This is a genomic window from Kitasatospora sp. NPDC059408 (genome assembly GCF_042751525.1).
Lineage (GTDB): Bacteria > Actinomycetota > Actinomycetes > Streptomycetales > Streptomycetaceae > Kitasatospora.
The window spans coordinates 36,302-58,500 of the sequence record NZ_JBHYWI010000056.1; the positions used below are offsets into that span (position 1 = coordinate 36,302).

General features: G+C 74.4%; 19 protein-coding genes, 1 tRNA gene and 1 pseudogene. 15 read left to right on the forward strand and 6 right to left on the reverse strand.

Annotation, left to right across the window (positions count from 1 at the left end; all coding sequences use genetic code 11):
• Nucleotides 1–371: 371 nt before the first annotated feature.
• Nucleotides 372–1,307 (forward strand): LuxR C-terminal-related transcriptional regulator, encoded by a 936-nt coding sequence (locus ACFXDE_RS30450; RefSeq protein ID WP_380444286.1) that lies wholly within the window; start codon nt 372–374, stop codon nt 1,305–1,307.
• Nucleotides 1,308–1,361: 54 nt separating this feature from the next.
• Here ACFXDE_RS30450 and ACFXDE_RS30455 read toward each other — a convergent pair whose 3' ends face one another.
• Entirely contained in the window at nt 1,362–1,859 is a 498-nt protein-coding gene (locus tag ACFXDE_RS30455; RefSeq protein WP_380444288.1) for a MarR family winged helix-turn-helix transcriptional regulator, read from the reverse strand.
• A 111-nt stretch (nt 1,860–1,970) separates the two neighbouring features.
• Here ACFXDE_RS30455 and ACFXDE_RS30460 point away from each other — a divergent pair, with 111 nt between their 5' ends.
• Nucleotides 1,971–2,762, forward strand: a complete 792-nt coding sequence (locus ACFXDE_RS30460; protein ID WP_380497897.1) for a methyltransferase domain-containing protein — start codon at nt 1,971–1,973, stop codon at nt 2,760–2,762.
• A 38-nt stretch (nt 2,763–2,800) separates the two neighbouring features.
• Here ACFXDE_RS30460 and ACFXDE_RS30465 read toward each other — a convergent pair whose 3' ends face one another.
• Nucleotides 2,801–3,403 carry a TetR/AcrR family transcriptional regulator gene (locus ACFXDE_RS30465; protein ID WP_359968129.1) on the reverse strand — a complete coding sequence of 201 codons (603 nt, stop codon included), beginning with the start codon at nt 3,401–3,403 and terminating at the stop codon, nt 2,801–2,803.
• 191 nt (nt 3,404–3,594) lie between these two features.
• Complete coding sequence (locus ACFXDE_RS30470; RefSeq protein WP_380497898.1) at nt 3,595–4,578, reverse strand: acyl-CoA desaturase; 984 nt, start codon at nt 4,576–4,578, stop codon at nt 3,595–3,597.
• Nucleotides 4,579–4,872: 294 nt separating this feature from the next.
• Between ACFXDE_RS30470 and ACFXDE_RS30475 the strand changes: the two genes are divergently transcribed.
• The 8 genes from ACFXDE_RS30475 to ACFXDE_RS30510 all read left to right on the forward strand — a co-directional run bounded on the left by ACFXDE_RS30475 (nt 4,873) and on the right by ACFXDE_RS30510 (nt 11,333).
• Nucleotides 4,873–4,943: transfer RNA gene (locus tag ACFXDE_RS30475), tRNA-Gln, on the forward strand.
• Between the two features lie 155 nt (nt 4,944–5,098).
• Nucleotides 5,099–6,553, forward strand: coding sequence for a bifunctional UDP-N-acetylglucosamine diphosphorylase/glucosamine-1-phosphate N-acetyltransferase GlmU (gene glmU / locus ACFXDE_RS30480; RefSeq protein ID WP_380444296.1), 1,455 nt, complete (start codon nt 5,099–5,101; stop codon nt 6,551–6,553).
• 204 nt (nt 6,554–6,757) lie between these two features.
• Complete coding sequence (locus ACFXDE_RS30485; protein WP_380444297.1) at nt 6,758–7,735, forward strand: ribose-phosphate diphosphokinase; 978 nt, start codon at nt 6,758–6,760, stop codon at nt 7,733–7,735.
• Nucleotides 7,736–8,017: 282 nt separating this feature from the next.
• Nucleotides 8,018–8,605 carry a 50S ribosomal protein L25/general stress protein Ctc gene (locus tag ACFXDE_RS30490; protein ID WP_380444299.1) on the forward strand — a complete coding sequence of 196 codons (588 nt, stop codon included), beginning with the start codon at nt 8,018–8,020 and terminating at the stop codon, nt 8,603–8,605.
• Nucleotides 8,606–8,718: 113 nt separating this feature from the next.
• The gene (gene pth, locus ACFXDE_RS30495) at nt 8,719–9,300 is read left to right on the forward strand and encodes an aminoacyl-tRNA hydrolase (RefSeq protein ID WP_380497899.1); all 582 of its coding nucleotides are present in this window, start codon (nt 8,719–8,721) and stop codon (nt 9,298–9,300) included.
• 146 nt (nt 9,301–9,446) lie between these two features.
• Nucleotides 9,447–9,767 carry a hypothetical protein gene (locus tag ACFXDE_RS30500; RefSeq protein ID WP_380444303.1) on the forward strand — a complete coding sequence of 107 codons (321 nt, stop codon included), beginning with the start codon at nt 9,447–9,449 and terminating at the stop codon, nt 9,765–9,767.
• A 116-nt stretch (nt 9,768–9,883) separates the two neighbouring features.
• Complete coding sequence (locus ACFXDE_RS30505) at nt 9,884–10,405, forward strand: SigE family RNA polymerase sigma factor (RefSeq protein ID WP_380444305.1); 522 nt, start codon at nt 9,884–9,886, stop codon at nt 10,403–10,405.
• A complete protein-coding gene (locus tag ACFXDE_RS30510; protein ID WP_380497900.1) occupies nt 10,395–11,333 on the forward strand; it encodes a hypothetical protein in 939 nt (312 codons plus the stop codon). The genes ACFXDE_RS30505 and ACFXDE_RS30510 overlap by 11 nt, the downstream gene beginning before the upstream one ends.
• 66 nt (nt 11,334–11,399) lie before the next feature.
• Here the strand turns inward: ACFXDE_RS30510 and ppc are convergent, their stop codons facing one another.
• Nucleotides 11,400–14,159 carry a phosphoenolpyruvate carboxylase gene (gene ppc, locus ACFXDE_RS30515; protein ID WP_380444313.1) on the reverse strand — a complete coding sequence of 920 codons (2,760 nt, stop codon included), beginning with the start codon at nt 14,157–14,159 and terminating at the stop codon, nt 11,400–11,402.
• 338 nt (nt 14,160–14,497) lie between these two features.
• Between ppc and ACFXDE_RS30520 the strand changes: the two genes are divergently transcribed.
• Nucleotides 14,498–15,769 carry a sensor histidine kinase gene (locus ACFXDE_RS30520; RefSeq protein ID WP_380444309.1) on the forward strand — a complete coding sequence of 424 codons (1,272 nt, stop codon included), beginning with the start codon at nt 14,498–14,500 and terminating at the stop codon, nt 15,767–15,769.
• Nucleotides 15,770–15,800: 31 nt separating this feature from the next.
• On the opposite strand, the gene ACFXDE_RS30525 is transcribed toward ACFXDE_RS30520, so the two are convergent.
• Nucleotides 15,801–16,397, reverse strand: a complete 597-nt coding sequence (locus ACFXDE_RS30525) for an SUKH-3 domain-containing protein (RefSeq protein WP_380448961.1) — start codon at nt 16,395–16,397, stop codon at nt 15,801–15,803.
• A gap of 34 nt (nt 16,398–16,431) precedes the next feature.
• Complete coding sequence (locus ACFXDE_RS30530) at nt 16,432–16,893, reverse strand: YwqJ-related putative deaminase (RefSeq protein WP_380448959.1); 462 nt, start codon at nt 16,891–16,893, stop codon at nt 16,432–16,434.
• 381 nt (nt 16,894–17,274) lie between these two features.
• Between ACFXDE_RS30530 and ACFXDE_RS30535 the strand changes: the two genes are divergently transcribed.
• The 4 genes and pseudogenes from ACFXDE_RS30535 to ACFXDE_RS30550 form a co-directional block, all read left to right on the forward strand.
• Nucleotides 17,275–18,492, forward strand: coding sequence for a Gfo/Idh/MocA family protein (locus tag ACFXDE_RS30535; RefSeq protein ID WP_380497901.1), 1,218 nt, complete (start codon nt 17,275–17,277; stop codon nt 18,490–18,492).
• A gap of 62 nt (nt 18,493–18,554) precedes the next feature.
• Nucleotides 18,555–19,649 (forward strand): DegT/DnrJ/EryC1/StrS family aminotransferase, encoded by a 1,095-nt coding sequence (locus tag ACFXDE_RS30540; protein WP_380497902.1) that lies wholly within the window; start codon nt 18,555–18,557, stop codon nt 19,647–19,649.
• An 86-nt stretch (nt 19,650–19,735) separates the two neighbouring features.
• Nucleotides 19,736–20,737, forward strand: coding sequence for an HNH endonuclease (locus ACFXDE_RS30545; protein ID WP_380448953.1), 1,002 nt, complete (start codon nt 19,736–19,738; stop codon nt 20,735–20,737).
• 55 nt (nt 20,738–20,792) lie between these two features.
• Nucleotides 20,793–22,199 (forward strand): annotated as a pseudogene (locus tag ACFXDE_RS30550) (hypothetical protein); the annotation flags it as partial.

Below are 22,199 nucleotides of genomic sequence, written 5' to 3' on the forward strand. Positions count from 1 at the left end.
TCACCGCCCTGCCGGGCGGTGACGAGCGTGCGCCACCTGGTGCGGACCGCCTCTTCGTCGTCGAGCCAGTGGACGTCGGAGGACCTCCCGGGGCGGCGCCTCGGCGTTCTCCCGGACGTCCCCGCGACACCGGTCGGAAAGCGGCGCGGACGGATCGAATCCAGTCACGCGCGCACCTCCTGACGAAACTTCACCAAACCGCCACGAGCGCGTCCCCAGGCCCGTACGCTGAATGCGGTACCGGTTGGGGGTGGCGCGCGTTCGGCCCCGCCGGCCACCGGTGGGCGGGCGGAACGGAGTGCCGCATCCGCGGGCGCCGGGGCCGGTCCCCGCCCCGGGCTCGGGCCGGTCTGAGCAGGGGGGTAGTGACGATGGGGCGGATCCGCGTCCTGGTGGTCGACGACCACCGGATCTTCGCCGAGGCCCTGGCCGCGGCGCTCGCCGCCGAGCCCGACGTCGAGGTGGGCGCGGCGGGCAGCGCGGCCGCCGCCGAGCGCGCCCTGGAACGCGCCGCCGTCGAGGGGCGGGCCTTCGACGTCGTCCTGATCGACGCCGACCTGGGCTCCGAGGCGGCCGTGCCGCCGGGCCCGCGCAAGCCCGTGCGCGCGGGTCCCGAGCCGCTGGACCCGGCCCGCCGGCGCCCGCCCCCCGTGGTGGCGCCGCCGCGCCGCCCGGCCGTGCCGCCGACGGGTCCGGGCGGACGCTCGGCGGATCCGCTGCGGCCCGATCCCCAGCGCACCGAGCACGTCCGCGCCGAGCACGTGCGCACCGACCAGCTACGGCCGGTCGCCCCGCCGCCGGACGGGATCACGCTGCTCGGCCGGGTCCGCCGCGGCCACCCGGGGCTGCGCGCGATCGTCCTGGCCACCGCCGACGACCCGCACCGCGCCGCCCGGGCCCTGCACGCGGGCGCCACCGGCTGGGTGGCGAAGGAGAGTTCGCTGGCGCGGCTGCTCGCCGTCGTGCGCGGGGTGCTGCGCGACGAGACGCACCTGCCGCCGGCGCTGCTCACCGGGGTGATCCGGGAGCTCACCACCGCCCGGCGCGACCGCACCGAGAGCGAGCGCCTGGTGGACACGCTCACCCCGCGCGAGAAGCAGATCCTGCGCTGCATGGTCGCGGGCCTGGGCCGGCAGGCGGTCGCCGAGCGGCTCTACCTGTCCCCGCACACCGTCCGCACGCACATGCAGAACGTGCTCGGGAAGCTCGGCGTGCACTCGACCCTGGCCGCCGTCGCGGTCGCCCGCCGGGCGGGGGTCAGTCCCGCGGAGCCCGCCGCGCCGCCGTCCGTCGCCTCCACCAGCTGAGACGAGCCGGACCCGGCCGGAGCCGGGGGCCGCGGCGGCGGGCCGATCCGCCGGTCAGCCCGGGATGTTGTCGAAGGGGGCGACCAACAGCCGCAGCAGACCGGCGAGTTCGCCCTGCTGGCCGGCGGTGAGCTGGGCGAGGAGTTCGCGCTCGTGGGCGAGCAGTCCGGCGAGGGCCTGGTCGGCGCGGTCGCGGCCGTCGTCGGTCAGGCGGACCAGGACGCCGCGGCGGTCGTCGGGGTCGGGCAGGCGCTTGACCAGGTTCTTGCCGGTGAGCCGGTCGATCCGGTTGGTCATGGTGCCGGACGTGACGAGGGTCTGGGTGAGCAACTGCCCGGGCGAGAGCTGGTAGGGGGAGCCGGCGCGCCGCAGGGCCGTCAGGACGTCGAACTCCCAGGGCTCCAGGCCGTGCTCGGCGAAGGCGGTGCGGCGCGCGCGGTCCAGGTGCCGGGCGAGCCGGCTGACCCGGCTGAGCACCTCAAGCGGCTCCACGTCGAGGTCGGGGCGCTCCCGGCGCCATGCTGCGACCAGCCTGTCGACCTCGTCCTCCATGACGATCAGTGTATCGGTGGATGTGTCGATGTGAAGTCTCTTGACATCGAGAAATGTGCCAGCGAGGCTAAAAGCAGATATCTTGATGTCGAGATACTTTCGAGGTGTGCCATGCCCGCTCCTGCCTGGGACCCGGCCCAGTACCTGCGCTTCGCCGACGAACGGACGCGCCCGCTGCGCGATCTGCTCGCCCGCGTCCCCGCCCTGCCGCACGAGCCCGCCGCGACGATCCTGGACATCGGCTGCGGGCCCGGCAACTCCACCGCCGTCGTGCGCGAGCGCTGGCCGCAGGCCAGGATCACCGGCGTCGACAACTCCGCCCCGATGCTGGAGACCGCTCGTACGCAGGGCGAGCCGAGCGCCGCGTACGTCCTCGCCGACGCCGCGGAGTACGACCCGGCCCCGGCCGGGCCCGACCTGATCGTCTCCAACGCGGCCCTGCAGTGGATCGACGGCCACCTGGCGCTCCTGCCGCGCTGGGCGGAGGCGCTCAGGCCCGGCGGCGTCATCGCCTTCCAGGTGCCCGGCAACTTCGACGCGCCCAGCCACACGCTGCTCGCCGGGCTGCGCCGCAGTCCGCGCTGGGCCGACGTCCTCGGCGACGACGCCACCCGCGCCGGCGTCCACGAGCCCGGGCGGTACCTCGACGTGCTCGCCGGGGCCGGCTGCGCCGCCGACGTCTGGGAGACCACCTACAGCACGCTGCTGACCGGCCCGGATCCCGTGCTGGAATGGACGAAGGGCACCGCCCTGCGGCCCGTGCTCGCCCGGCTCGCCGACCCGGAGCGGCGGGCCGCCTTCCTCGCCGAGTACGGGGCGCTCCTGCGCGAGGCCTACCCGGCCGGGCCGCACGGCACGGTCTTCCCGTTCCGGCGGATCTTCGCGGTCGCGACGAGGCGGTAGGCGGGCGGGGACGCGGGACCCGGCCGGAGACCAGCCGGTCAGAGCTTGCGCTCGCCGACCAGGTTCGGGTGCCGCTCCAGGCCCTCCAGCCCGTGCCAGGCCAGGTTCACCAGGTGCGCCGCGACCTGCGCCTTGTCCGGCTTGCGGACCTCCAGCCACCACTGCCCGGTCAGCGCGACCATCCCGACCAGCATCTGCGAGTACATCGGGGCCAGCCGCGGGTCGAACCCGCGGGACTTGAATTCCAGCCCGAGGATGTCCTCCACCTGCGTCGCGATGTCGCTGATCAGCGAGGCGAAGGTGCCCGTCGACTGGGCCACCGGCGAGTCCCGGACGAGGATCCGGAAGCCGTCCGTCGAGGTGTCGATGTAGTCCATCAGCGCGAACGCGGCCTGCTCCAGGAGCTCGCGCGAGTGCCCGCCGGTCAGCGCCCCGGTGACCATGTCCAGCAGGAGCTGCATCTCGCGGTCCACCACCACCGCGTACAGCCCCTCCTTGCCGCCGAAGTGCTCGTACACCACCGGCTTCGAGACCCCGGCCCGCTCGGCGATCTCCTCCACCGACGTGCCGTCGTAGCCGCGCTCCGCGAAGACCGTCCGGCCGATCTCCAGTAGCTGCTCGCGCCGCTGCTTGCCGGTCATCCGCACCCGCCCGCCGCGGCGGCGGGGCCCCGCCGCGGCCGCACCCCGGGGCGCGGCCCCGTCCGCCGGGGCAGCGGCACGCGGACGGGCCTGCGCCGCTCCGGGCGCCGCGTCCGTCCGCGTGCCGTCGTGACCGCCTGTGCTGTCTGCGCTGCTCCCGTTCACCCCTACATCATGCTGGAAGCGCGCCCTCATGCGGCGCGGCGGGCGGCGATCCGCTGTGCGTCCGGCCAGCGGACGTCCCGGACCCAGCCGGCCAGCTCGAACCAGCGGATCAGCCGGGCCGAGGAGTCGATCTGCCCGCGCAGGACGCCGTGCCGGGCGGAGGTCGGGTCGGCGTGGTGCAGGTTGTGCCAGGACTCGCCGCAGGAGAGGACGGCCAGCCACCAGACGTTGCCCGAGCGGTCCCGGGAGCGGAACGGGCGGCGGCCGACGGCGTGGCAGATCGAGTTGATCGACCAGGTCACGTGGTGCAGCAGGGCGACCCGGACCAGCGAGCCCCAGAAGAACGCGGACAGCGCGCCCTGCCAGGACAGCGTCACCAGCGCGCCGACCAGCGCGGGCAGCAGCAGGGAGATCGACGTCCAGAGCCAGAACAGCCGGGAGATCCGCCGCAGCGCGGGGTCGTTGACGAGGTCCGGCGCGTACTTGAGCTGCGGGGTCTGCTCCTCGTCGAACATCCAGCCCATGTGCGCCCACCACAGGCCCTTCAGCAGCGCGGGCAGGCTCTCCCCGTAGCGCCACGGCGAGTGCGGGTCGCCGTCCTTGTCGCTGAAGCGGTGGTGCTTGCGGTGGTCGGCCACCCAGCGCACCAGCGGGCCCTCGACGGCGAGGCTGCCGACGACGGCGAGGGCGAGGCGCATCCGGCGGCCGGCCTTGAAGGCGCCGTGGGTGAAGTAGCGGTGGTAGCCGACGGTGATGCCGTGGCAGGTGAGGAAGTACATGGCGACGGTGACCGCCACGTCCGTCCAGCCCAGGCCCCGGCCCCAGGCGACCGGGACGGCCGCCAGCAGGGCCGTGAACGGCACGACGATGAAGAGGGCGAGCGCGAGGCGCTCGGCGAAGCCCTGGCGCTCCCCGCCACGGGTGGCGGACAGCATCGCGGGGGACGGTTCGGAGGAGTCGCTGGGCGGCGCGGTGGAACCGGCGCGCGCCTCACCGGCCTGGATGGTCATGTTCTCGTCCCTCGACGGGGGCCCTCTGCGGGCGGGGGTGGGAAGGCTACGGTGCCGTAACCTACGGCATCGTAGGTTGCGTTCCGTGGCGAAGGGAACACACCGCCGCACGGCGCTTGAGTGAATTCACCCGACTGGATGGATGAACCGCCGTCCCGGTGGTGGAGCGTCACACGCGCCGGAGACGGACCGCGCGGCGGCGGGCGCGGGTCGGCCATGGAGGTAGATGTGGAGCCGCATACCCCGTAGTCTTGCCCCAGCGCGCCTCCGGCGACCTTCGGGCCGGCGTGCCGGTCCCGGATCGTCTAAGGGCAGGACAGCTGGTTTTGGTCCAGCTTATGGGGGTTCGAATCCTCCTCCGGGAGCACTCTGAGCGGCCCCGGCCCGGTATTGCGGCGGGCCAGGGGGTGGCTTTTCGGCCACTTTCCTCGCACTATCCTCGAACTGCCAGGGCTTATGTGCGGATCCTCGCCCCTGGCCGCTCTGCCCTCTCTGTGAACCGACCGAGGAGCCTCCCCGCATGGGTGCCAATTCGCTTGCCGCCGTTGTCGTTCTTGCCGCCGGTGGCGGGACACGGATGAAGTCGAACAAGCTGCCCAAGGTGCTGCACGAGGTGTGCGGACGGACGCTGGTCGGTCACGCCGTCTCGGCGGCGCAGGAGTTGACGCCGGGGCAGCTGGTCGTCGTCGTCGGCCACCAGCGGGAGCAGGTCGAGGAGCACCTCGCGGCGCACTACCCGGCCGCCCGCCCGGTCGTCCAGCACGAGCAGAACGGCACCGGGCACGCGGTGCGCACGGCGCTGGAGGCGCTCGCCGCCGACGGCGTGGTGCTGGACGGCACCGTGATCATCACCGCCGGCGACTCGCCGCTGCTGACCGGGGCGACGCTGCGGCGCCTGGCCAGGGCGCACGCCGAGCAGGAGAACGGCGTCACCGTGCTGACCGCCGTGGTGCCCGAGCCGTTCGGCTACGGCCGGATCCTGCGCGACGAGGACCGCTCGGTGGCCGCGATCGTCGAGGAGAAGGACGCCACCGACACCCAGCGCCTGATCACCGAGATCAACTCCGGGGTCTTCGCCTTCGACGCCAAGCTGCTGACCGCCGCGCTGGCCGAGCTGACCACGGACAACTCGCAGGGCGAGGAGTACCTGACCGACACCCTGCAGATCCTGCGCGAGGCCGGGCACCGGGTCGGCGCCGTCGTGGCCGAGGACCCGCGGGACATCCTCGGCATCAACGACCGCGTGCAGCTCGCCCAGGCCCGCCGCCTGCTCAACGACCGCCTGCTGGAGCGCGCGATGCGCGAGGGCGTCACCGTGGTCGACCCGGCGACGACCTGGATCGACGTCCAGGTGACGTACGAGGCGGACGCCGTCGTGCTGCCGAACACCCAGCTGCAGGGCGCCACCCACCTCGGCGAGGGCTGCGAGGTCGGCCCGAACTCGACCCTGCGGGACACCCGGGTCGGCGCCGGCGCCGTTGTGAGCAACACCACGGCCGACCGCGCCGAGGTGGGCGAGCTGGCCAGCGCCGGCCCGTACGCCTACCTGCGCCCGGGCGCCAAGCTGCTGCGCAAGGCGAAGGTCGGCACCTACGTCGAGGTCAAGAACTCCGAGCTCGGCGAGGGCGCCAAGGTGCCCCACCTGTCGTACATCGGCGACGCCACCATCGGCGAGGGCACCAACGTCGGCGCGGCCTCGGTCACGGTGAACTACGACGGCGTCAACAAGCACCGCACGGTCATCGGCGCGCACTGCCGGACCGGCTCGGACAACATGTTCATCGCACCGGTCACGATCGGTGACGGCGCCTACACCGCGGCCGGCTCGGTCATCACCTCCGACGTTCCGCCGGGCGCGCTCGGCGTGAGCCGGGCGCAGCAGCGCAACATCGAGGGCTGGGTGGAGCGCAAGCGCCCCGGGACCGCATCGGCGCAGGCCGCGAAGGTTGCGACGGACGGGGCGGCGGAAGCCTGACGGGACGCGCGGGCGTCCGAGGGGCGGTCCCGGGGCGGACGGTTTCTGCGCGGGCGCGTAACCTTGGGGACATACGTGCGCCACTGGGCTTACCGCCCGTGTCCAGGCGTACCGACATTCCCCGAACCCATCTTGCGTGCGGGCTGCGCCTGCTCGCGTTGGATGGTCGGGGTTCAGCGTCCGCAAACGCGAGGAGACGGTGCAGTGAGCGGGATCACGACGTCGGGCGAGAAGAAGCTGAAGCTCTTCTCCGGCCGTGCCCACCCGGAGCTGGCGAAGGAGGTGGCCGCGGCGCTGGGGACCGAGCTGGTTCCGACCAAGGCCCTGGACTTCGCCAACGGCGAGATCTACGTCCGCTTCCTGGACTCCGCGCGCGGTGCGGACTGCTTCGTGATGCAGAGCCACACGGCTCCCATCAACCAGTGGATCATGGAGCAGCTGATCATGATCGACGCTCTGAAGCGGGCCTCCGCCAAGAGCATCACCGCGATCCTGCCGTTCTACGGCTACGCCCGCCAGGACAAGAAGCACCTCGGCCGCGAGCCCATCTCGGCCCGTCTGGTCGCCGACCTGCTGCGCCAGGCCGGCGCCGACCGCCTGATGGCCGTGGACCTGCACACCGCGCAGATCCAGGGCTTCTTCGACGGCCCGGTCGACCACCTGTTCGCGCTGCCGCTGCTGGCCGACTACGTGGGCGAGCGGGTCGACCGCGACAAGCTGACGATCGTCTCGCCGGACGCCGGCCGGGTGAAGGTGGCCGACCAGTGGTGCGACCGCCTGGACGCGCCGCTGGCGATCATCCACAAGCGCCGCGACATGACCCAGGCCAACACGATCCTGTCGGCCGAGGTCGTCGGTGACGTCAAGGGCCGGGTCTGCGTCCTGGTCGACGACATGATCGACACCGCCGGCACGATCTGCGCCGCCGCCGACGCGCTGTTCGACAACGGCGCCGCGGACGTCCTGGTCGCGGCCACCCACGGCGTGCTCTCGGGCCCGGCCGCGGACCGCCTGAAGAACTCCCGGGTCAGCGAGTTCGTGTTCACCAACACGCTGCCGACCCCCGCCCAGCTCCAGCTGGACAAGATCACCACGCTGTCCATCGCCCCGTCGATCGCCGCCGCGATCCGCGAGGTGTTCGAGGAGGGTTCGGTCACGAGCCTCTTCGAGGGCGTGCACTGACGAAGGCCCGCGCAGGCGGCCCCGGTCCGGAACGGGCCGGGGCCGCCGTCGATTTCGCGGGAGGGCACAGGTGCGGTTAGACTCGTGAAACTGCTCGGCGAGGGATGCCGTGTGCCCGCTCGACGGGTGCCCGCTCCGTGATCGACGCGCTGCCGGTGCCGGTTCCCCGGACCCTGGCAGAGGTCGTTGCCGCCGAGTGACCCCCAACGTACTGAGGGTGTGGTCCCGGCGGTTTTTCGCGTTGCCTGCACCCCCGCGCCGTTCTTCACGAGGAGTGCAGTCGTGTCCGAGATCCGCCTTGCCGCTGAGACCCGTTCCGAGTTCGGCAAGGGTGCCGCCCGTCGCGCCCGCCGCGCCGGCTTCGTCCCCGGTGTCGTCTACGGCCACGGCCACGCCCCGGTTCACCTGAACCTGCCCGGCCACGACCTGATGATGGCCCTCAAGACCCCGAACGCCCTGCTGGTCGTCCCGATCGAGGGCAAGGACGAGTACGTCCTGCCGAAGGCCGTCCAGCGCGAGGCCATCAAGCGCACCATCGAGCACGTCGACCTGCTGCTCGTGAAGCGCGGCGAGAAGGTCACCGTCGAGATCCCGGTCCTCACCGAGGGCGAGCTGGCCCCGGGCGGCAACCTGCTGGAGCACGTCCTCAACGCGCTGCCGATCGAGGCCGAGGCCACCCACCTGCCCGAGTCCGTCACCGTCTCGGTCGAGGGCCTGGAGGCCGGCGCCTCCATCCACGCCAAGGACATCGTCCTGCCGGCCGGCGTCACCCTGGCCGTCGACGCCGACGCCGTCGTGCTGCAGGTCATCGGCGCCCAGGCCGCCCCGGCCGAGGACGAGGCCGCCGAGGCCGAGGGCGCCGAGGCCTGAGCCTCGCGCTGACGACTGCTTGAGACCGCTGCCCCGGTCGCTCCCTCTGGAGCGGCCGGGGCAGCGGTGTGTCCGGGAAGATGGCGTGGAGCGCGAGGGCGAGGAGTAGGGACATGGCGGAAGAAGCGTACGAAGGGCCGTGGCTGGTCGTGGGGCTGGGGAACCCGGGCGAGCAGTACGCCCGGAACCGGCACAACATCGGCTTCATGGTGGTCGACCTGCTGGCGCAGCGGATGGGCGCCAAGTTCAAGGCGCACAAGAGCCGGGCGCAGGTCGCCGAGGGGCGGCTGGTCGGCAAGCGGGTCGTGCTCGCCAAGCCGATGTCGTTCATGAACCTGTCCGGTGGCCCGGTGACGGCGCTGCGCGACTTCTACAAGGTCCCGGCGGCCGGGATCGTGGCGGTCCACGACGAGCTGGACATCGACTACGCGGCGCTGCGGCTCAAGCTCGGCGGCGGCGACAACGGGCACAACGGCCTGAAGTCGATCACCAAGTCGCTCGGGCCCGACTACCACCGGATCCGCTGCGGCATCGGCCGCCCGCCGGGCCGGATGGAGGTCGCGGACTTCGTCCTCAAGGACTTCTCCGGTACCGAGCGCAAGGAGCTGGAGTGGTTCGTCGACCGCTCGGCGGACGCGGTGGAGGCCCTGCTGTCGGAAGGCCTGGAGCGGGCGCAGGGGACGTACAACTCCTGACGGCGTGACCGGGGGTCGGGGCGGCGCGCCGGGTCGGCAACAGTCGTACAACGCTTGACGTTCCACACCTGAATAGGTGTGAGAACCCCGTGCGCGATCGGATAGCGTCGGTCCCGGTACGCGAACGGGTCCTGGGGAGTAGCTCGATGCGGAGATTGCGTCCGGTCCGCCGACTGCGGCGGATCCGGGTGATGCGGTTGCGGCGGTTCGGCCGGCGGATCGGCACGGCCGGTGCGCTGGGGGCGGCGGGGATGCTGCTGTCCAGCGGCGTGGCACACGCCGATCCGGTGGCGGAGCCCGACCAGGCGGCGTCGCCGGAGCCGGCGGCCGCGCAGTTCGCGCCGGTGCTCGGCGATTCGGTCGGGCCGGACGCCGGGCTGCTGGCGGTCGGCGGCGGCCTGGTGGTCGTGGCCGGCGGTGCCGCGCTGTGGCTCAAGCGCCACCGCGCCGGCGGATCGCCCGAGTAGGGGGAAGAACGGCTCACGGGCCGGGGTCCACGCACGTGGGCCCCGGCCCTTTCGCGTGCCCGGAATCCGGGCGCCGGCTTGTCATCCGTTTCCGGCGGGCGGGGCGTCCTGTGGGTATGAAGCGCGAATCGATGAGCCCGGGGGGCGTCGACGGGGACCCGTTCGACGAGTTCGTCGCGGCGCGGTACCAGGCGCTGCTGCGCGGTGCCTTCCTGATCACCGGCGACGTCCACGACGCCCGGGACCTGCTGCACGACGCGTTGGCGCGGGTGTACGCCAAGCGGTCGGCCATCCGGGAGCCGGCGGCGACGGAGGGGTACGTGCGCCGGACGATGATCCGCACGCACGTCTCGCGGTGGCGCCGGACCAGGCGCGAGGTGCTGACCTCCGCGCTGCCGGACGGGCCGGCGGCCCAGGAGGCCGAGCGGGACGAGGAGTTGGCGGCGGCCCTGGGGGCGCTGCCGCGGCGCCAGCGCGCGGCGGTGGTGCTGCGGTACTACCTCGACCTGCCGGTGGCGCAGGTGGCGGAGGAACTGGGCTGCACGGTGGCGACGGCCAAGACCCACCTGGCGCGGGCGGTCAGGACGCTTCGGCAGGAACTGGAACCGGCTAAGGAGTTGGTGGGACGTGAGCGCTGAGGACGGGTTCGAGGAGGAGCTGGCCCGCCGGCTCGGGCTGCGGGCGTCGGCGGTCGGCGGCAGCCCGCCGCTGGCCGCGCTCAAGGCGGCCGGGCGGCGGCGGGCACGGCAGCAGGGCGCGGTGCGGGGCGTGACGGCGGTCGCGGTGCTGGCCGTCGGCGCGGGGGCGCTGACGCAGCTGGGCGGCGGGGGGACGGCCTCGGACGAGCGCGTGGGCGGAGGGCCGGCCGGAGCACCGACGGGAGGGGCGGCGTCGCCGTCGGCCGGGCGGAACTCCGGCAAGGGGCGGATGGTCTTCGGGTGCGACGCGGGGCCGTCCTCGCTGCGGACACCGGGCCAGCACTGGCACCCGACCGACCTGCCGACGGGCCCGCCGAGGATCACGCCGACGTCGACGCCGCCGGGTTCGCCGTCGCTCACCCCGCCCCCGTTCACCCCGCCGTCGTTCACCCCGCCATCGTTCACACCGCGGTCGGGCCTGCCGTCGACGGGCTCGCCGTCGACGCTGTCGTCGGCCCAGCTGCTGGCGCTCGACCTCGCGCGCGCGAGCGAGGCCGTCGACAAGGTGGGGACGGAGAGCTACGCGGACCACTACTTCGGCGTCTGCCGCGACCCCGGCCTGAACACCCTCTACGTGATGCGCGTCCCGGGCGACGGCGCCCTGGACGATGCCGTGACGCGGGCACTGGCCGACTGGCCCACCGTCAAGCTGCAGTTCACCGCCGCGGTCGGCTCGTACGCCGAACTGCGGGAGCTCCAGGACCGGATCGACGGGGACCGCGCCTACTGGAAGGACAAGGGCGTGCAGCTGGAGTTCGTGCAGGTCGCCAACGACGGCTCCGGGGTGGTGGTCGACACTCCGCAGTGGGAGTCCGCCGGGGCGCAGATCAAGGCGAAGTACGGCTCCAAGGTGGCCGAGGTCCGCTAGAGGAGCGCAGACGAAGGGGCCGGTGTCCGACGGGGGTGGACACCGGCCCCTTCAACGCGTCTGCCGTCAGCCGGTGTTGCGCAGGCCGGCGGCGATGCCGTTGACGGTCAGCAGGAGCGCGCGGGCGCGCAGCGGGTCCTCCTGGCGTCCGGCCGTGACCTCCTCGCGCTGGCGGCGCAGCAGGGCGACCTGGAGGTAGGAGATCGGGTCGAGGTAGGCGTCGCGGACGGTGAAGGTCTGCTTCAGCACCGGGTTGTGCTCCAGCAGTTCGCCCTCGCCGGTGAGCCGCAGCACCTCGCGCAGGGTGAGCTCGTGCTCGGCGACGATCTGGTCGAAGACGTGCTGGAGGTCGGCCGGCACCAGCTGCTCGACGTAGTGGCGGGCGATCCGCAGGTCGGTCTTGGCCAGCGTCATGGCGACGTTGGACAGGAAGTTGCGGAAGAAGTGCCACTGCCCGTGCATCTCGTCCAGCACGTCGCCGAGGCCGGCCTCGCGGGCGGCGGCGAGGCCGGAGCCGACGCCGTACCAGCCGGGGACGATCTGGCGGGACTGGGTCCAGCCGAACACCCACGGGATGGCGCGCAGTCCGTCCAGGCCGGCGCCGGAGTCGGGGCGGCGGGACGGGCGGGAGCCCAGGTGCAGGGAGGCGAGCTGGTCGACCGGGGTCGAGGCGAAGAAGTACTTCGGCAGGTCCTCCTGCTCGACCAGGGCGCGGTAGGCGGTGTGGGCGGCCTCGGACACCCGGTCCATCGCGGCGTCCCAGCGGGCCAGCTCCTCGGGGGCCTGGCGCGGGGCGGTGTGCAGCGCGGAGGCGGAGAGCGTCGCGGAGATCGTCAGTTCGAGGTTCTCCCGGGCGAGGGAGGGCAGCAGGTACTTGTCGGAGATGACCTCGCCCTGCTCGGTGACCTTGATCTCGCCCTCCAGGGTGCCCCACGGCTGGGCCAGGATGGCCTCGTGCGAGGGGCCGCCGCCGCGGCCGACGGTGCCGCCGCGGCCGTGGAACAGGCGCAGCCGGATGCCGTAGCGGTGGGCGACGTCGCGCAGCCGGCGCTGGGCGCGGTGGATCTCCCACTGGGAGGTGGTGATGCCGCCGAACTTGGAGGAGTCGGAGTAGCCGAGCATGACCTCCTGGACGTCGCCGCGCAGCGAGACGAGCAGCCGGTAGGAGGGGTCGGAGAGCATCTCGTCGAGGATGCGGTCGGCCTGCTGGAGCTCGTCGGTGGTCTCCAGGAGCGGCACGATGCCGATCTTGGCGATGCCGGCGTGCAGGTCGATCAGGCCCGCCTCGCGGGCCAGGACGGTGGCGGCGAAGACGTCGTCGGCGCCCTGGCACATGGAGATGATGTAGCTCTCGACGATCTCGTCGCCGAAGCGCTCGAAGCCCTGGCGGATGGTGTTGAAGACGCCGAGGGTCTTGGTGCCGGCCTCGTCCAGCGGGGCCGGGGTGGGGGCGAGCGGGCGGCGCGAGCGGAGTTCCTTGGCGAGCAGCCGCTGGCGGTACTCGCGGGGCATGTCGGCGTAGCGCCAGGCCTCCTCGCCGAGGCGGTCGAAGAGCTGGCCGAGCGCGTGGTGGTGGGCTTCGGCGTGCTCGCGGACGTCCATGGTGGCGAGCTGGAGGCCGAAGGCCTCGATGGTGCGGATCGCGCGGGCGAGGCGGCCGTCGGCGATGAGTTCGCCGCGGTGGGCGCGCAGCGACTCCTGGATCAGGCGCAGGTCGGCGACGAGTTCGCGGGTGCCGAGGTAGTCGCGGCCCTCGACGTGCGGGGTGCCGCCGGCCAGGCGCTCACGGGTGTTCTCCAGCTTGAGCCGGATGCAGGTGGCCTTGAGGCGGTAGGGCTCCTCGGCGTTCATCCGCTTGTAGCGCGGGCTGAGTTCGGGGAGCAGGTGCAGGTCGGTGTTGAGCGAGGCGAGGAGCTCGGCCGAGGCGCCGGCCAGGCGCTCGGAGGTGGAGAGCGTGTTGCGCAGGTCGTCGATCGCGGCGAGCGCGTCCTTGATGCCGTACTCGTGCTGGAGGTTGAGGACGTCCCAGGTGACCTGCGGGGTGACGTTGGGGTTGCCGTCGCGGTCGCCGCCGATCCAGGTGCCGAAGGTGAGCGGGCGGACGCCGTCGGGCAGGCTGAGGCCGACCCGGGCGAGCTCCTCCTGCAGCTCCTCCAGGACCTCGGGGACGGCCTCGCGGTAGAGCTCGTCCAGGTAGTAGACGGCGTTGCGGGCCTCGTCGGTCGGCTCGGGGCGGGCGATGCGCAGCTCGTCGGTCTGCCAGAGCAGGTCGATGACCTCGGCCAGGCGGCGGTCGGCGGAGCGCTGCAGGGAGGTGCGGCGCGTGGCGGCCCGGTCGGGGGTGGTGGCCGGGTCGGCGGCGGCGAGGCCGGAGCTGAGCTGCTCGCGGTGGATGCGTTCGAGGAGTTCGCCGATCCGGCGGAGCTTGTTGAGGACGCTGCGGCGGGCGGCCTCGGTGGGGTGCGCGGTGAAGACCGGCCGGACCGCGAGGTGGGCCAGGGTGTCCTGGAGGTGCTTGGGGTCGGCGTCGGCGAGCTGGTCGGCGGTCTGCGCGAGCAGCGAGCCCTCCCGGGCGCGGCGGGTGGCGAACTCCCGGCCGCGGTGCACCTGCTCGGTGACGTTGGCGAGGTGGAAGTAGGTGGAGAAGGCGCGGACGAGCTTCGCCGCGGTATCCAGGTCGATGCCGGAGAGGAGTTCGGCGGTGGCCTCGCCGTCCGTGCGGCTGAGCAGGCGGACCTGTTCGACCAGGCCCAGCAGCTGGGGGCCCTCCTGACGGACCAGCGTTTCGCCGAGCAGGTCGCCGAGGCGGCGGATGTCCGCGCGCAGGGCCGCGTTGTCTGCGTCTGGGCCGGCGGCGGCGACGGAGGTGGGGCTGTCCGCCGGGTTGGGGACCGGAGCGGTCACGGCTGGGCTCCCTGTGGTGGTGGGGTTCGGCAACGGCTCATCGTCACAGGTCCGCCCGCGTGTGGCAGGTGTGACGCGTGCGGACCGCGCTGTCCGACGCGACCAGCATAGGTGTCGGGGAGGTCGGTGTCCGCGAGGTGGCCGGATGGCGGACAGGATCACCGCGGCCGCCGTGTGGTCTGGACCACTTGAAGGTCTGGGGAAGTTACCGGTGCCATCCCGGTGGGGAGGGAACGGGGTTGCGCCTTAGGCTGTCAGGCATGAGCAAGTCGCCTGGGGAGCGCGCGCCGGTCCGGTCGTTCTGGTGGTGGGAACGACCGCGCAGCGCATTCCTCGACATCGGGCTGGCGCTGCTGGCCGCGGTGGAGTGCTCGCTCAGCACCATCGCCTTCCTCTCCGCGCGCGCGCACCTGAGCGCCGCCGGCGCGGCCGGCATCGCCGTGCTCGGCGCGCTGGCGGGCGGCTCGCTGGTGCTGCGTCGGCGCTGGCCGGCCGTGCCGGTGCTGGTGACGCTGGTGGCGATGCCCGGGATGCTCGGCGTCGTGCTGCTCGTGGTGGCCCTGTACACGCTGGCCGAGACCTGGGAGTGGCCCTCGCGGCGCCGCCGGGTGGTCGCGCTGTCGGCGCTGGCCTTCGCCGAGGCCGTCACCGTCATGCTGGTGTCGATGCTCCTGCCAGGCGGCGACGGCCCCCCGGACCCGACGCCGCTCTGGGTCCAGGTGCTGGTGGCCGTCCTGGTGGCGGTCGGCCTGACCGTCCCGCCGGTGGTGACCGGCCTCTACGTGGGCGCGCGGCGGCGGCTCATCGAGTCGCTCAAGGACCGTGCGCACGGTCTGGAGACCGAGCTCGACCTGCTGGCCGAACAGGCCCAGGAACGCGCCCGGCGGGCCCGGCTGGAGGAGCGCACGCGGATCGCCCGCGAGATGCACGACGTGGTCGCGCACCGGGTCTCGCTGATGGTGGTGCACGCGGGGGCGCTGGAGCGGATCGCCGCGAAGGACCCGCAGAAGGCCGCGCAGAGCGCCAAGCTGATGGGCGAGGTCGGCCGGCAGGCGCTCAACGAGCTGCGCGAGATCCTCGGCGTGCTGCGGATGGACGACGAGCGCCCGGCCGAACCGGACTCGCTGGCCGCGCTGCCGCGGCTGGTCGACCAGTCCCGGGCGGCCGGGATGGCGGTCACCCTGACGGTCAGCGGCAGCCGGCAGCAGTTCACCGGCGAGGCCGAGCAGACCGCGTACCGCGTGGTCCAGGAGGGCCTGACCAACGCGCACAAGCACGCCGGCGGCGCCGACGTGTCCGTCCTGCTCGCGTACGCGCCGAACGGGGTCCGGGTCAGCGTCGTCAACGCCTGCCCGGGCGGTGAGCACGGCGCGGCGAAGCTGCCGAGCGGGGGCAACGGGCTGGTCGGGATGCGCGAGCGGGTGATCGCGCTCGGCGGCACCTTCTCGGCCGGGCCGGAGGCGGACGGCGGGTTCCGGGTCGAGGCGGTGCTGCCCTCGCGGCTGGCCGTCCGCGCCGAACCGCTGCGGTAGCGGCGCCCGTCCGCGCTGGGGGTGCTCGTTCCTAGTACTCGTCCGCGGTGCGCAGCCGTTCCGGGGCGGTGCCGAGGATCAGCATCGTGATCGCCTGGTCGATCCCGTGGCCGAGGAACCACTCTCCCGTGTGATCCAGGCTGTAGACGCGGCCCTCCTCGTCGACCGCCAACAGTGCCTGTCCGTACGCCTCCTCGCCGAGCGGCGCGACCTTGCTGCCGAGCGCGCGGCCGAGGTCGGCCAGGGTGCGCGGCTGGTGCAGCCCGCACATCGGGTCGATCAGGAACGGCGTGCGGGCCAGTTGGCGGCCCGCGCCGGACAGGTCGAAGGCGAGGCCGCCGAACTCGGCCCAGGCCTCCACCGCCGCCGGGAACACCGCGTGCGGCACGCCGGCCGGCTCGCCGTGCCCCACCAGGGTGTCGGCCCACTCCTCGGCCCGCCGGATCTCCCAGCGGCCGGGGTGCCAGCCGGCCGCCTTGAGCTCGGCGGCGACGTCGGCGGGGAAGCGCGGGCGGGTCCGCCCGGGGGAGGCCGCGGCCAGGGTGGCCGGCGGGGGCGGGGGCGGGCTGGGCGGATTCAGGACGGGCTCCGGTGGTTCGGGGACAGGACGGCGGCAGGGACGCGGCACCGCGCCGACGGAGGGCGTCGGCGCGGGCCGGCGGTCAGCGGGCGGGCGGCCCGACCGCGACGCTCTGCACGGTGAAATGCTCCAGCATCGGGACGCACGAGCGGCACGGCGGCGCGTGGGTGCCGTGCGCCGGGTCGTCCTCCTCGCGGATCCGGACGGTGGTCATCCGGGAGCCCTTGAGCGCCTTGCGGGCCTCGTGCAGGCTCATCGCCTTGCGGGCGGCGCGCTTGGAGCGCTTGCCGTCCACCGTGGCCAGGTACTGCGACAGCAGCACCGCCTCCGGGCAGCGGCCGGTGAAGCGCTCGCGCAGCTCGACCGGCAGGCCGTCCAGGAACTCGCGGACCAGCGGGTGCAGGACCGGGCGCCGGGCGGACTTGTCCCCGGCCAGGGTGTGCACCTCGCCGCCCTTGAGCGACAGCGCGGCGGCGACGGCGGGCAGCAGGCTGTCGCGGAGGTGGCGCAGCACGGGCGGGCCCGCCGGCTCACCGGTGGTCATGCGTCTGCCTCCGTATCCGCAGGGTCTCCGCTGACGGTCCGGACTGGTCGGTCCAGTCCTGGGGCAAGCCTGTCAAACGACACCGACATCCGTACAACCGGGGTGCGGGGGTGCGCGAACGGGCGCCGGGACCCGGCGGGTTCAGGACGCGCTCCCGATGGAACACTGGCTCAATCCGCACGCAGCCGTCACGACTTGTCCGTCGATCCACCGAAACCGCCCCGGTGCCCCGGCGGCTGCCGGTACCGTTCCGGCAGCGAGCCGAAGGGGACGCGGCCGCCCGCCCGGGACGCCCGGCGGCGGCCCGGATCCGGTGCCCGCGCCGACCGTTGGGGCCGCCGGGGTGCGCCTGCCCGGTGCCGGAGCGAGGGGGCTCGTGCGATGACTTCTCCGACGTCGGGACGGGACGGGGGGCGCGACGGCGGACCGGACGGGGCCGAGGACGTCAACGAGGCGCCCGGCGGGCACGTGCCCACCCCGGGCGAACCGCCCCGGCCCGTGCCCGCCCGGCCGGTCGGCATCGCCGTGGTCGGCGCCGGCTACTGGGGCCCCAAGCTGGTCCGCAACGCCCAGCACACCCCGGCGCTGCGGCTGCACTGGCTGTGCGACCTCGACGAGGCCAAGGCCCGTACGGTGCTGGGGGAGTACAGCACCGTCGGCGCGACCTCCTCGTACCGGCGGGTGCTGGACGACGAGCGGGTCGGGGCCGTCGCGGTGGCCGCGCCCGCCGCCGCGCACCACGGGCTCGTCCGGGCCGCGCTGGAGGCCGGCAAGCACGTGCTGGTCGAGAAGCCGATCACCACCTCCGCCGACGGGGCCGCCGAGCTCGTCGAACTCGCCGAGCGGCGCGGGCTCGTGCTGATGTGCGACCACACCTTCTGCTACACGCCGGCGGTGCGCCGGATCCGCGAGCTCGTGCACGGCGGCGAGATCGGCGACGTCCAGTTCTTCGACTCGGTGCGGATCAACCTCGGGCTGGTGCAGCCGGACGTGGACGTGCTGTGGGACCTCGCCCCGCACGACCTCGCCATCCTCGACTTCGTCCTGCCGCCCGGCGTCGATCCGGTCGGGGTGTCCGCCCAGGGCGCCGACCCGATCGGCGCCGGGCGGGCCTGCGTCGCCTACCTGACGGTCCGGCTGAGCAACGGCGCCCTCGCCCACTGCCACGTCAACTGGCTCTCCCCGACGAAGGTGCGCACCACGCTCATCGGCGGCTCCCGGCGCACCCTCGTCTGGGACGACCTCAACCCGCAGGCCCGCCTCGCCGTGCACGACCGGGGCGTGGACCTCACCCCGCCCGAGGAGGTCACCGACGCGATCCGGCACCGGGCGCTGATCTCCTACCGCGTCGGCGAGATGGTCGCGCCCGCGCTGGTCGAGCAGGAGGCGCTGCGCAACGTGATGGCCGAGTTCGCCGCCGCGATCGTCGAGGGCCGCGCGCCGCTCACCGACGGGCACGCCGGGGTACGGGTGCTGCGGCTGCTGGAGGCGGCCTCGCTGAGCCTCCGACTCGGCGGGGTCACCGTTCCGGTGGGGATGGCCGACCGGGCCGAGGGGGCCGACCGGGCCGAGGGGGCCCCGCGGGTCGTGGTCGGGTGAGCGGCCGCACCGGGGGCGCTGGGAGCACCGGCGGCACCGGCGGCACCGGTGGCATCCCGTTGGTGGACCTGGCCACCGCCCACGCCGAGATCGCGGCCGAGGTCCGGGCCGGCTTCGAGCGCGTCCTCGCGTCCGGCGGCTACGTCAAGGGCCCCGAAGTGGCCGGGTTCGAGCGGGAGTACGCCGGCTTCACCGGCACCCGGCACTGCGTCGGCGCCGCCAACGGCACCGACGCCCTCGAACTCGCCCTGCGCGCCCTCGACCTGCCGCCCGGTGGCGGCGTCGTACTGCCCGCCAACACCTTCGTCGCCACCGCAGAGGCCGTCCTGCGGGCCGGACTGCACCCGGTGCTCGTCGACGCCGACCCGGCGCACCTGCTGATCGACCCCGCGCGCGCCGCCGACGCGCTCCCCGGGGCCGTCGCGCTGCTGCCCGTCCACCTCAACGGCCAGCTCGCCCCCATGGGCCCGCTGCTCGAACTGGCCGACGGGCGGCCGGTGGTGGAGGACGCCGCGCAGTCCCAGGGCGCCCGGCAGCACGGGCGCGGCACGTACGGGCGGATCGCGGCCACCAGCTTCTACCCCGGCAAGAACCTCGGCGGCTACGGCGACGCCGGCGCGGTGCTCACCGACGACGCCGAACTGGCCGACGCCGTCCGGCTCATCGGCGACCACGGCGCCCGCGAGAAGTACACCCACGAACGCCTCGGCTTCAACTCCCGGATGGACGCCCTCCAGGCCGTCGTCCTGCGCGCCAAACTCCGCCGTCTGCCCGCCTGGAACGCCGCCCGCCGCGCCGCCGCCGCCCGCTACGACGCGCTGCTCGGCGGCGTCGACGGCCTCGCCCTGCCCCGCACCGCCCCCGGCAACGAGCACGTCTGGCACCTGTACGCGGTGCGGATCGGCCCCGGCCGGGACCGCGACGCGGTGCTCGCCGCGCTGCACGCCGCCGGGATCGGTGCCGGGGTGCACTACCCCGTCCCCGTGCACCTCCAGCCCGCGTTCCGTTTCCTCGGCCACCGCGAGGGCGCCTTCCCGACCGCCGAACGGGCCGCGCGCGAACTGCTCACGCTCCCGCTTTACCCCCAGATGACCGAGGCGCAGCAGGTCCGGGTGGCCGAGGCACTGCTGGCGGCACTGCGCGCGGCTCACGCGTAGGTGCGGGGGTTCGGCCAGGAGGGTGACCCCCTACGCTGGTGTCCAGCAAACGCACCGATTTTGCAGCAGCCAGTGGGGGCTCCCAGATGACGACAGGTCGGCCCGGCGCCGCCGCCGCACCGAACGCGGCATACGCAGGTCAGGTGGTGCACTTCCCGGACCCGGTCCGCGCGGAGCGTTACCCCGCCGGGGTCCGGGTGGACGAGCACGGCTACCCGGACTTCGCCCCGTACGCCGCCGCGGCGGCCGAGGTCGCCGACCCGCCGGAGGGCCTCGGCGTGGACGAGCTGCGGCTGACCGACTACGTCTCGGCCAACGCCGCGCTGTTCACCGAGGGCCACCCGCTCTGGGCCGACCTGCACACTGCCGTCGCGACCCCGCCCGGCTGGACCTGGCACCACGTCGCAGGCCGGGCCGCCCCCGGCTGGCGCCGGATGGAGCTCGTCCCGGTCGAGGTCAAGGCCCTGCTGCGGCACCACGGCGGCCTCGCCACCTCCGGCGCAGACCACGGCCAGCGCGGCACCCGCCCGCTCCAGGAGCGCCGGCCGGTGCACTTCCCGCTGGCCCTGGACGGCAGCGACCCGATCAGCGTCCCGGAGGACCTGCTCCAGCGCGCCGAGGACCGCCTCGGCTACCGGCTGCCGGGCGCCTACCGCAGCTTCCTCAAGCTCGGCGGCGGCCGCGCCCCGGTCGGCGTCGCGCTCGACACCGAGCTGGGCATGCTGCTCGACCAGCCGTTCCTGACCCTCACCGAGGAGTACGGGACGGCGGACGTCGTGTACGCCAACAAGTGCCTGCGCGACCACCTCACCAAGGACTACCTCGGCATCGCCTACGCCCAGGGCGGCATCGTCGCGCTCAAGGTCCGCGGCGACCGGATCGGCACGGTCTGGTTCCACCTGTACGACGACGCCCGCGACACCGGCCTCCCGGAGGCCCCGGAGGATCGGGTCGAGCGGCTGCTGCTCCCCTGCGGCGAGGACTTCGACGAGTTCCTGCTGCGGCTGGCGGGCAGTCCGCCCGAGCTGGAGACGGTCGCGGAGCTGATGGTGGACGGCGGGTTCGCCCGGGCCGTCCCGGGCGAGTGACCGGGACGACGGGGACGACGGGGACGACGAGGATGGGGACAGGGGTGAACCGGGCGTGGTGACGTACGCGCAGGCGCATGAGCTCGCCGACGAGTGGATCAACGGCGGGGTGCCGGGGTCGCAGCAGCGCGAGGTGCGGGTCCGGGAGTTCGACCTGGGCTTCGTCTGCTGGGCGGTGCAGCCGGCGGACGGGACCCCGGAGGAGGGCGGCCCGACCGGCGGGGCGCGGCTGGTGATCGCCCGCGACTCCGGCGCGAGCACGCTCTGGCCCGCGCTGCCGGTCAACGAGGTCGTCCGGCAGTACGAGGAGGTGTACGGGCGGCCGGTCGCGGCCAACCCGGCGGGGGCGGCGAAGCCCGCGCCCGGGCCCGTCGAGGCGACGTCCTTCCTGCTCAGCCCGCCGCAGTGGCTGCAGGAGGCGGGCGCGGCGGCGATCGCGGCGGAGGCGGAGCGGCTGGGCGAGGCCCAGGCTCCGGCACCCGTTGCTGCCCCGGCCCCGGCGCCCGTTCCTGCTCCTGCTCCGGCCCCGGCGCCCGCGTCGGTCGAGCAGTCCGCGCCCGAGGCGACCGGCCTCCCGGCCGAGGCCGCCTCGTGGGCCCCGCCGACCGGGCCGCCGACGCCCCCGCCGGCCGTCCTCGTCGCGCCGCCGGTCTCCGACCGGCCCGCCGGGGACGCGCCGACCATGCTCGCCCCGCCGCCCGGCCACGACGAGCCGTCCGTCCCGCCGCAGGTGCAGTCGGCCCCGCCGGTCCCGCCGGGGCCCGCCCCGGCCGGCTCCGAGGCGGCGACCATGCTGATGCCCGAGGGCCTGCGCACGCTCGGCTCCGAGCCGTCCGACGCGCCCCCGCCGGCCGGCTCCGAGGCCGCGACCGCGCTGATGCCCAGGAGCGTCCCCGGCCTGCCGCCGGCACCGTCCGCGCCCACCCCGGAATCCGCGCCCGCAGCTGCTCCCGTGCAGCCTCCGGTGGCCGAGCCCGCGCCGACGCTGCTGGCGCCGCCGGAGGCGATGCCGGGGCTGATGGGCCTGCCCGGTGCGCCGGAGACGCCCGCCCCCGCGGCACCGCCGGCCTCGCCCGTCGTGCCGCCGGCCGGTCCCGCCGTGGAGTACGCACCGACCATGCTGGCCCCGCAGGGCGGCGTCCCGGGCCTGATGGGCCTGCCCGGCGCCCCCGAGACGGCCACCCCCTCGGCACCGCCCGCAGTGCCGCCGGCCGGTCCGGCCGTGGAGTACGCGCCGACCATGCTGGCCCCGGGCGGCCCCGGCTTGGGTGGCCTGCCCGGTGCGCCGGTGCACCCCGGGCCCGCCGAGGCGGCGCAGGGCGGCGGGCTCGGCCGCAACGCGGCCTCCGCCCCGCCGCCGCCCCCGCCGGGAGCGCTGCGCGGCGGCGCGTCCGGTCCCGGCGCGTCCCACGGCGGCGCGCTCGCCCGCGGCTCGGCGTCGGCCCCGCCGCCGCCCCCGCCC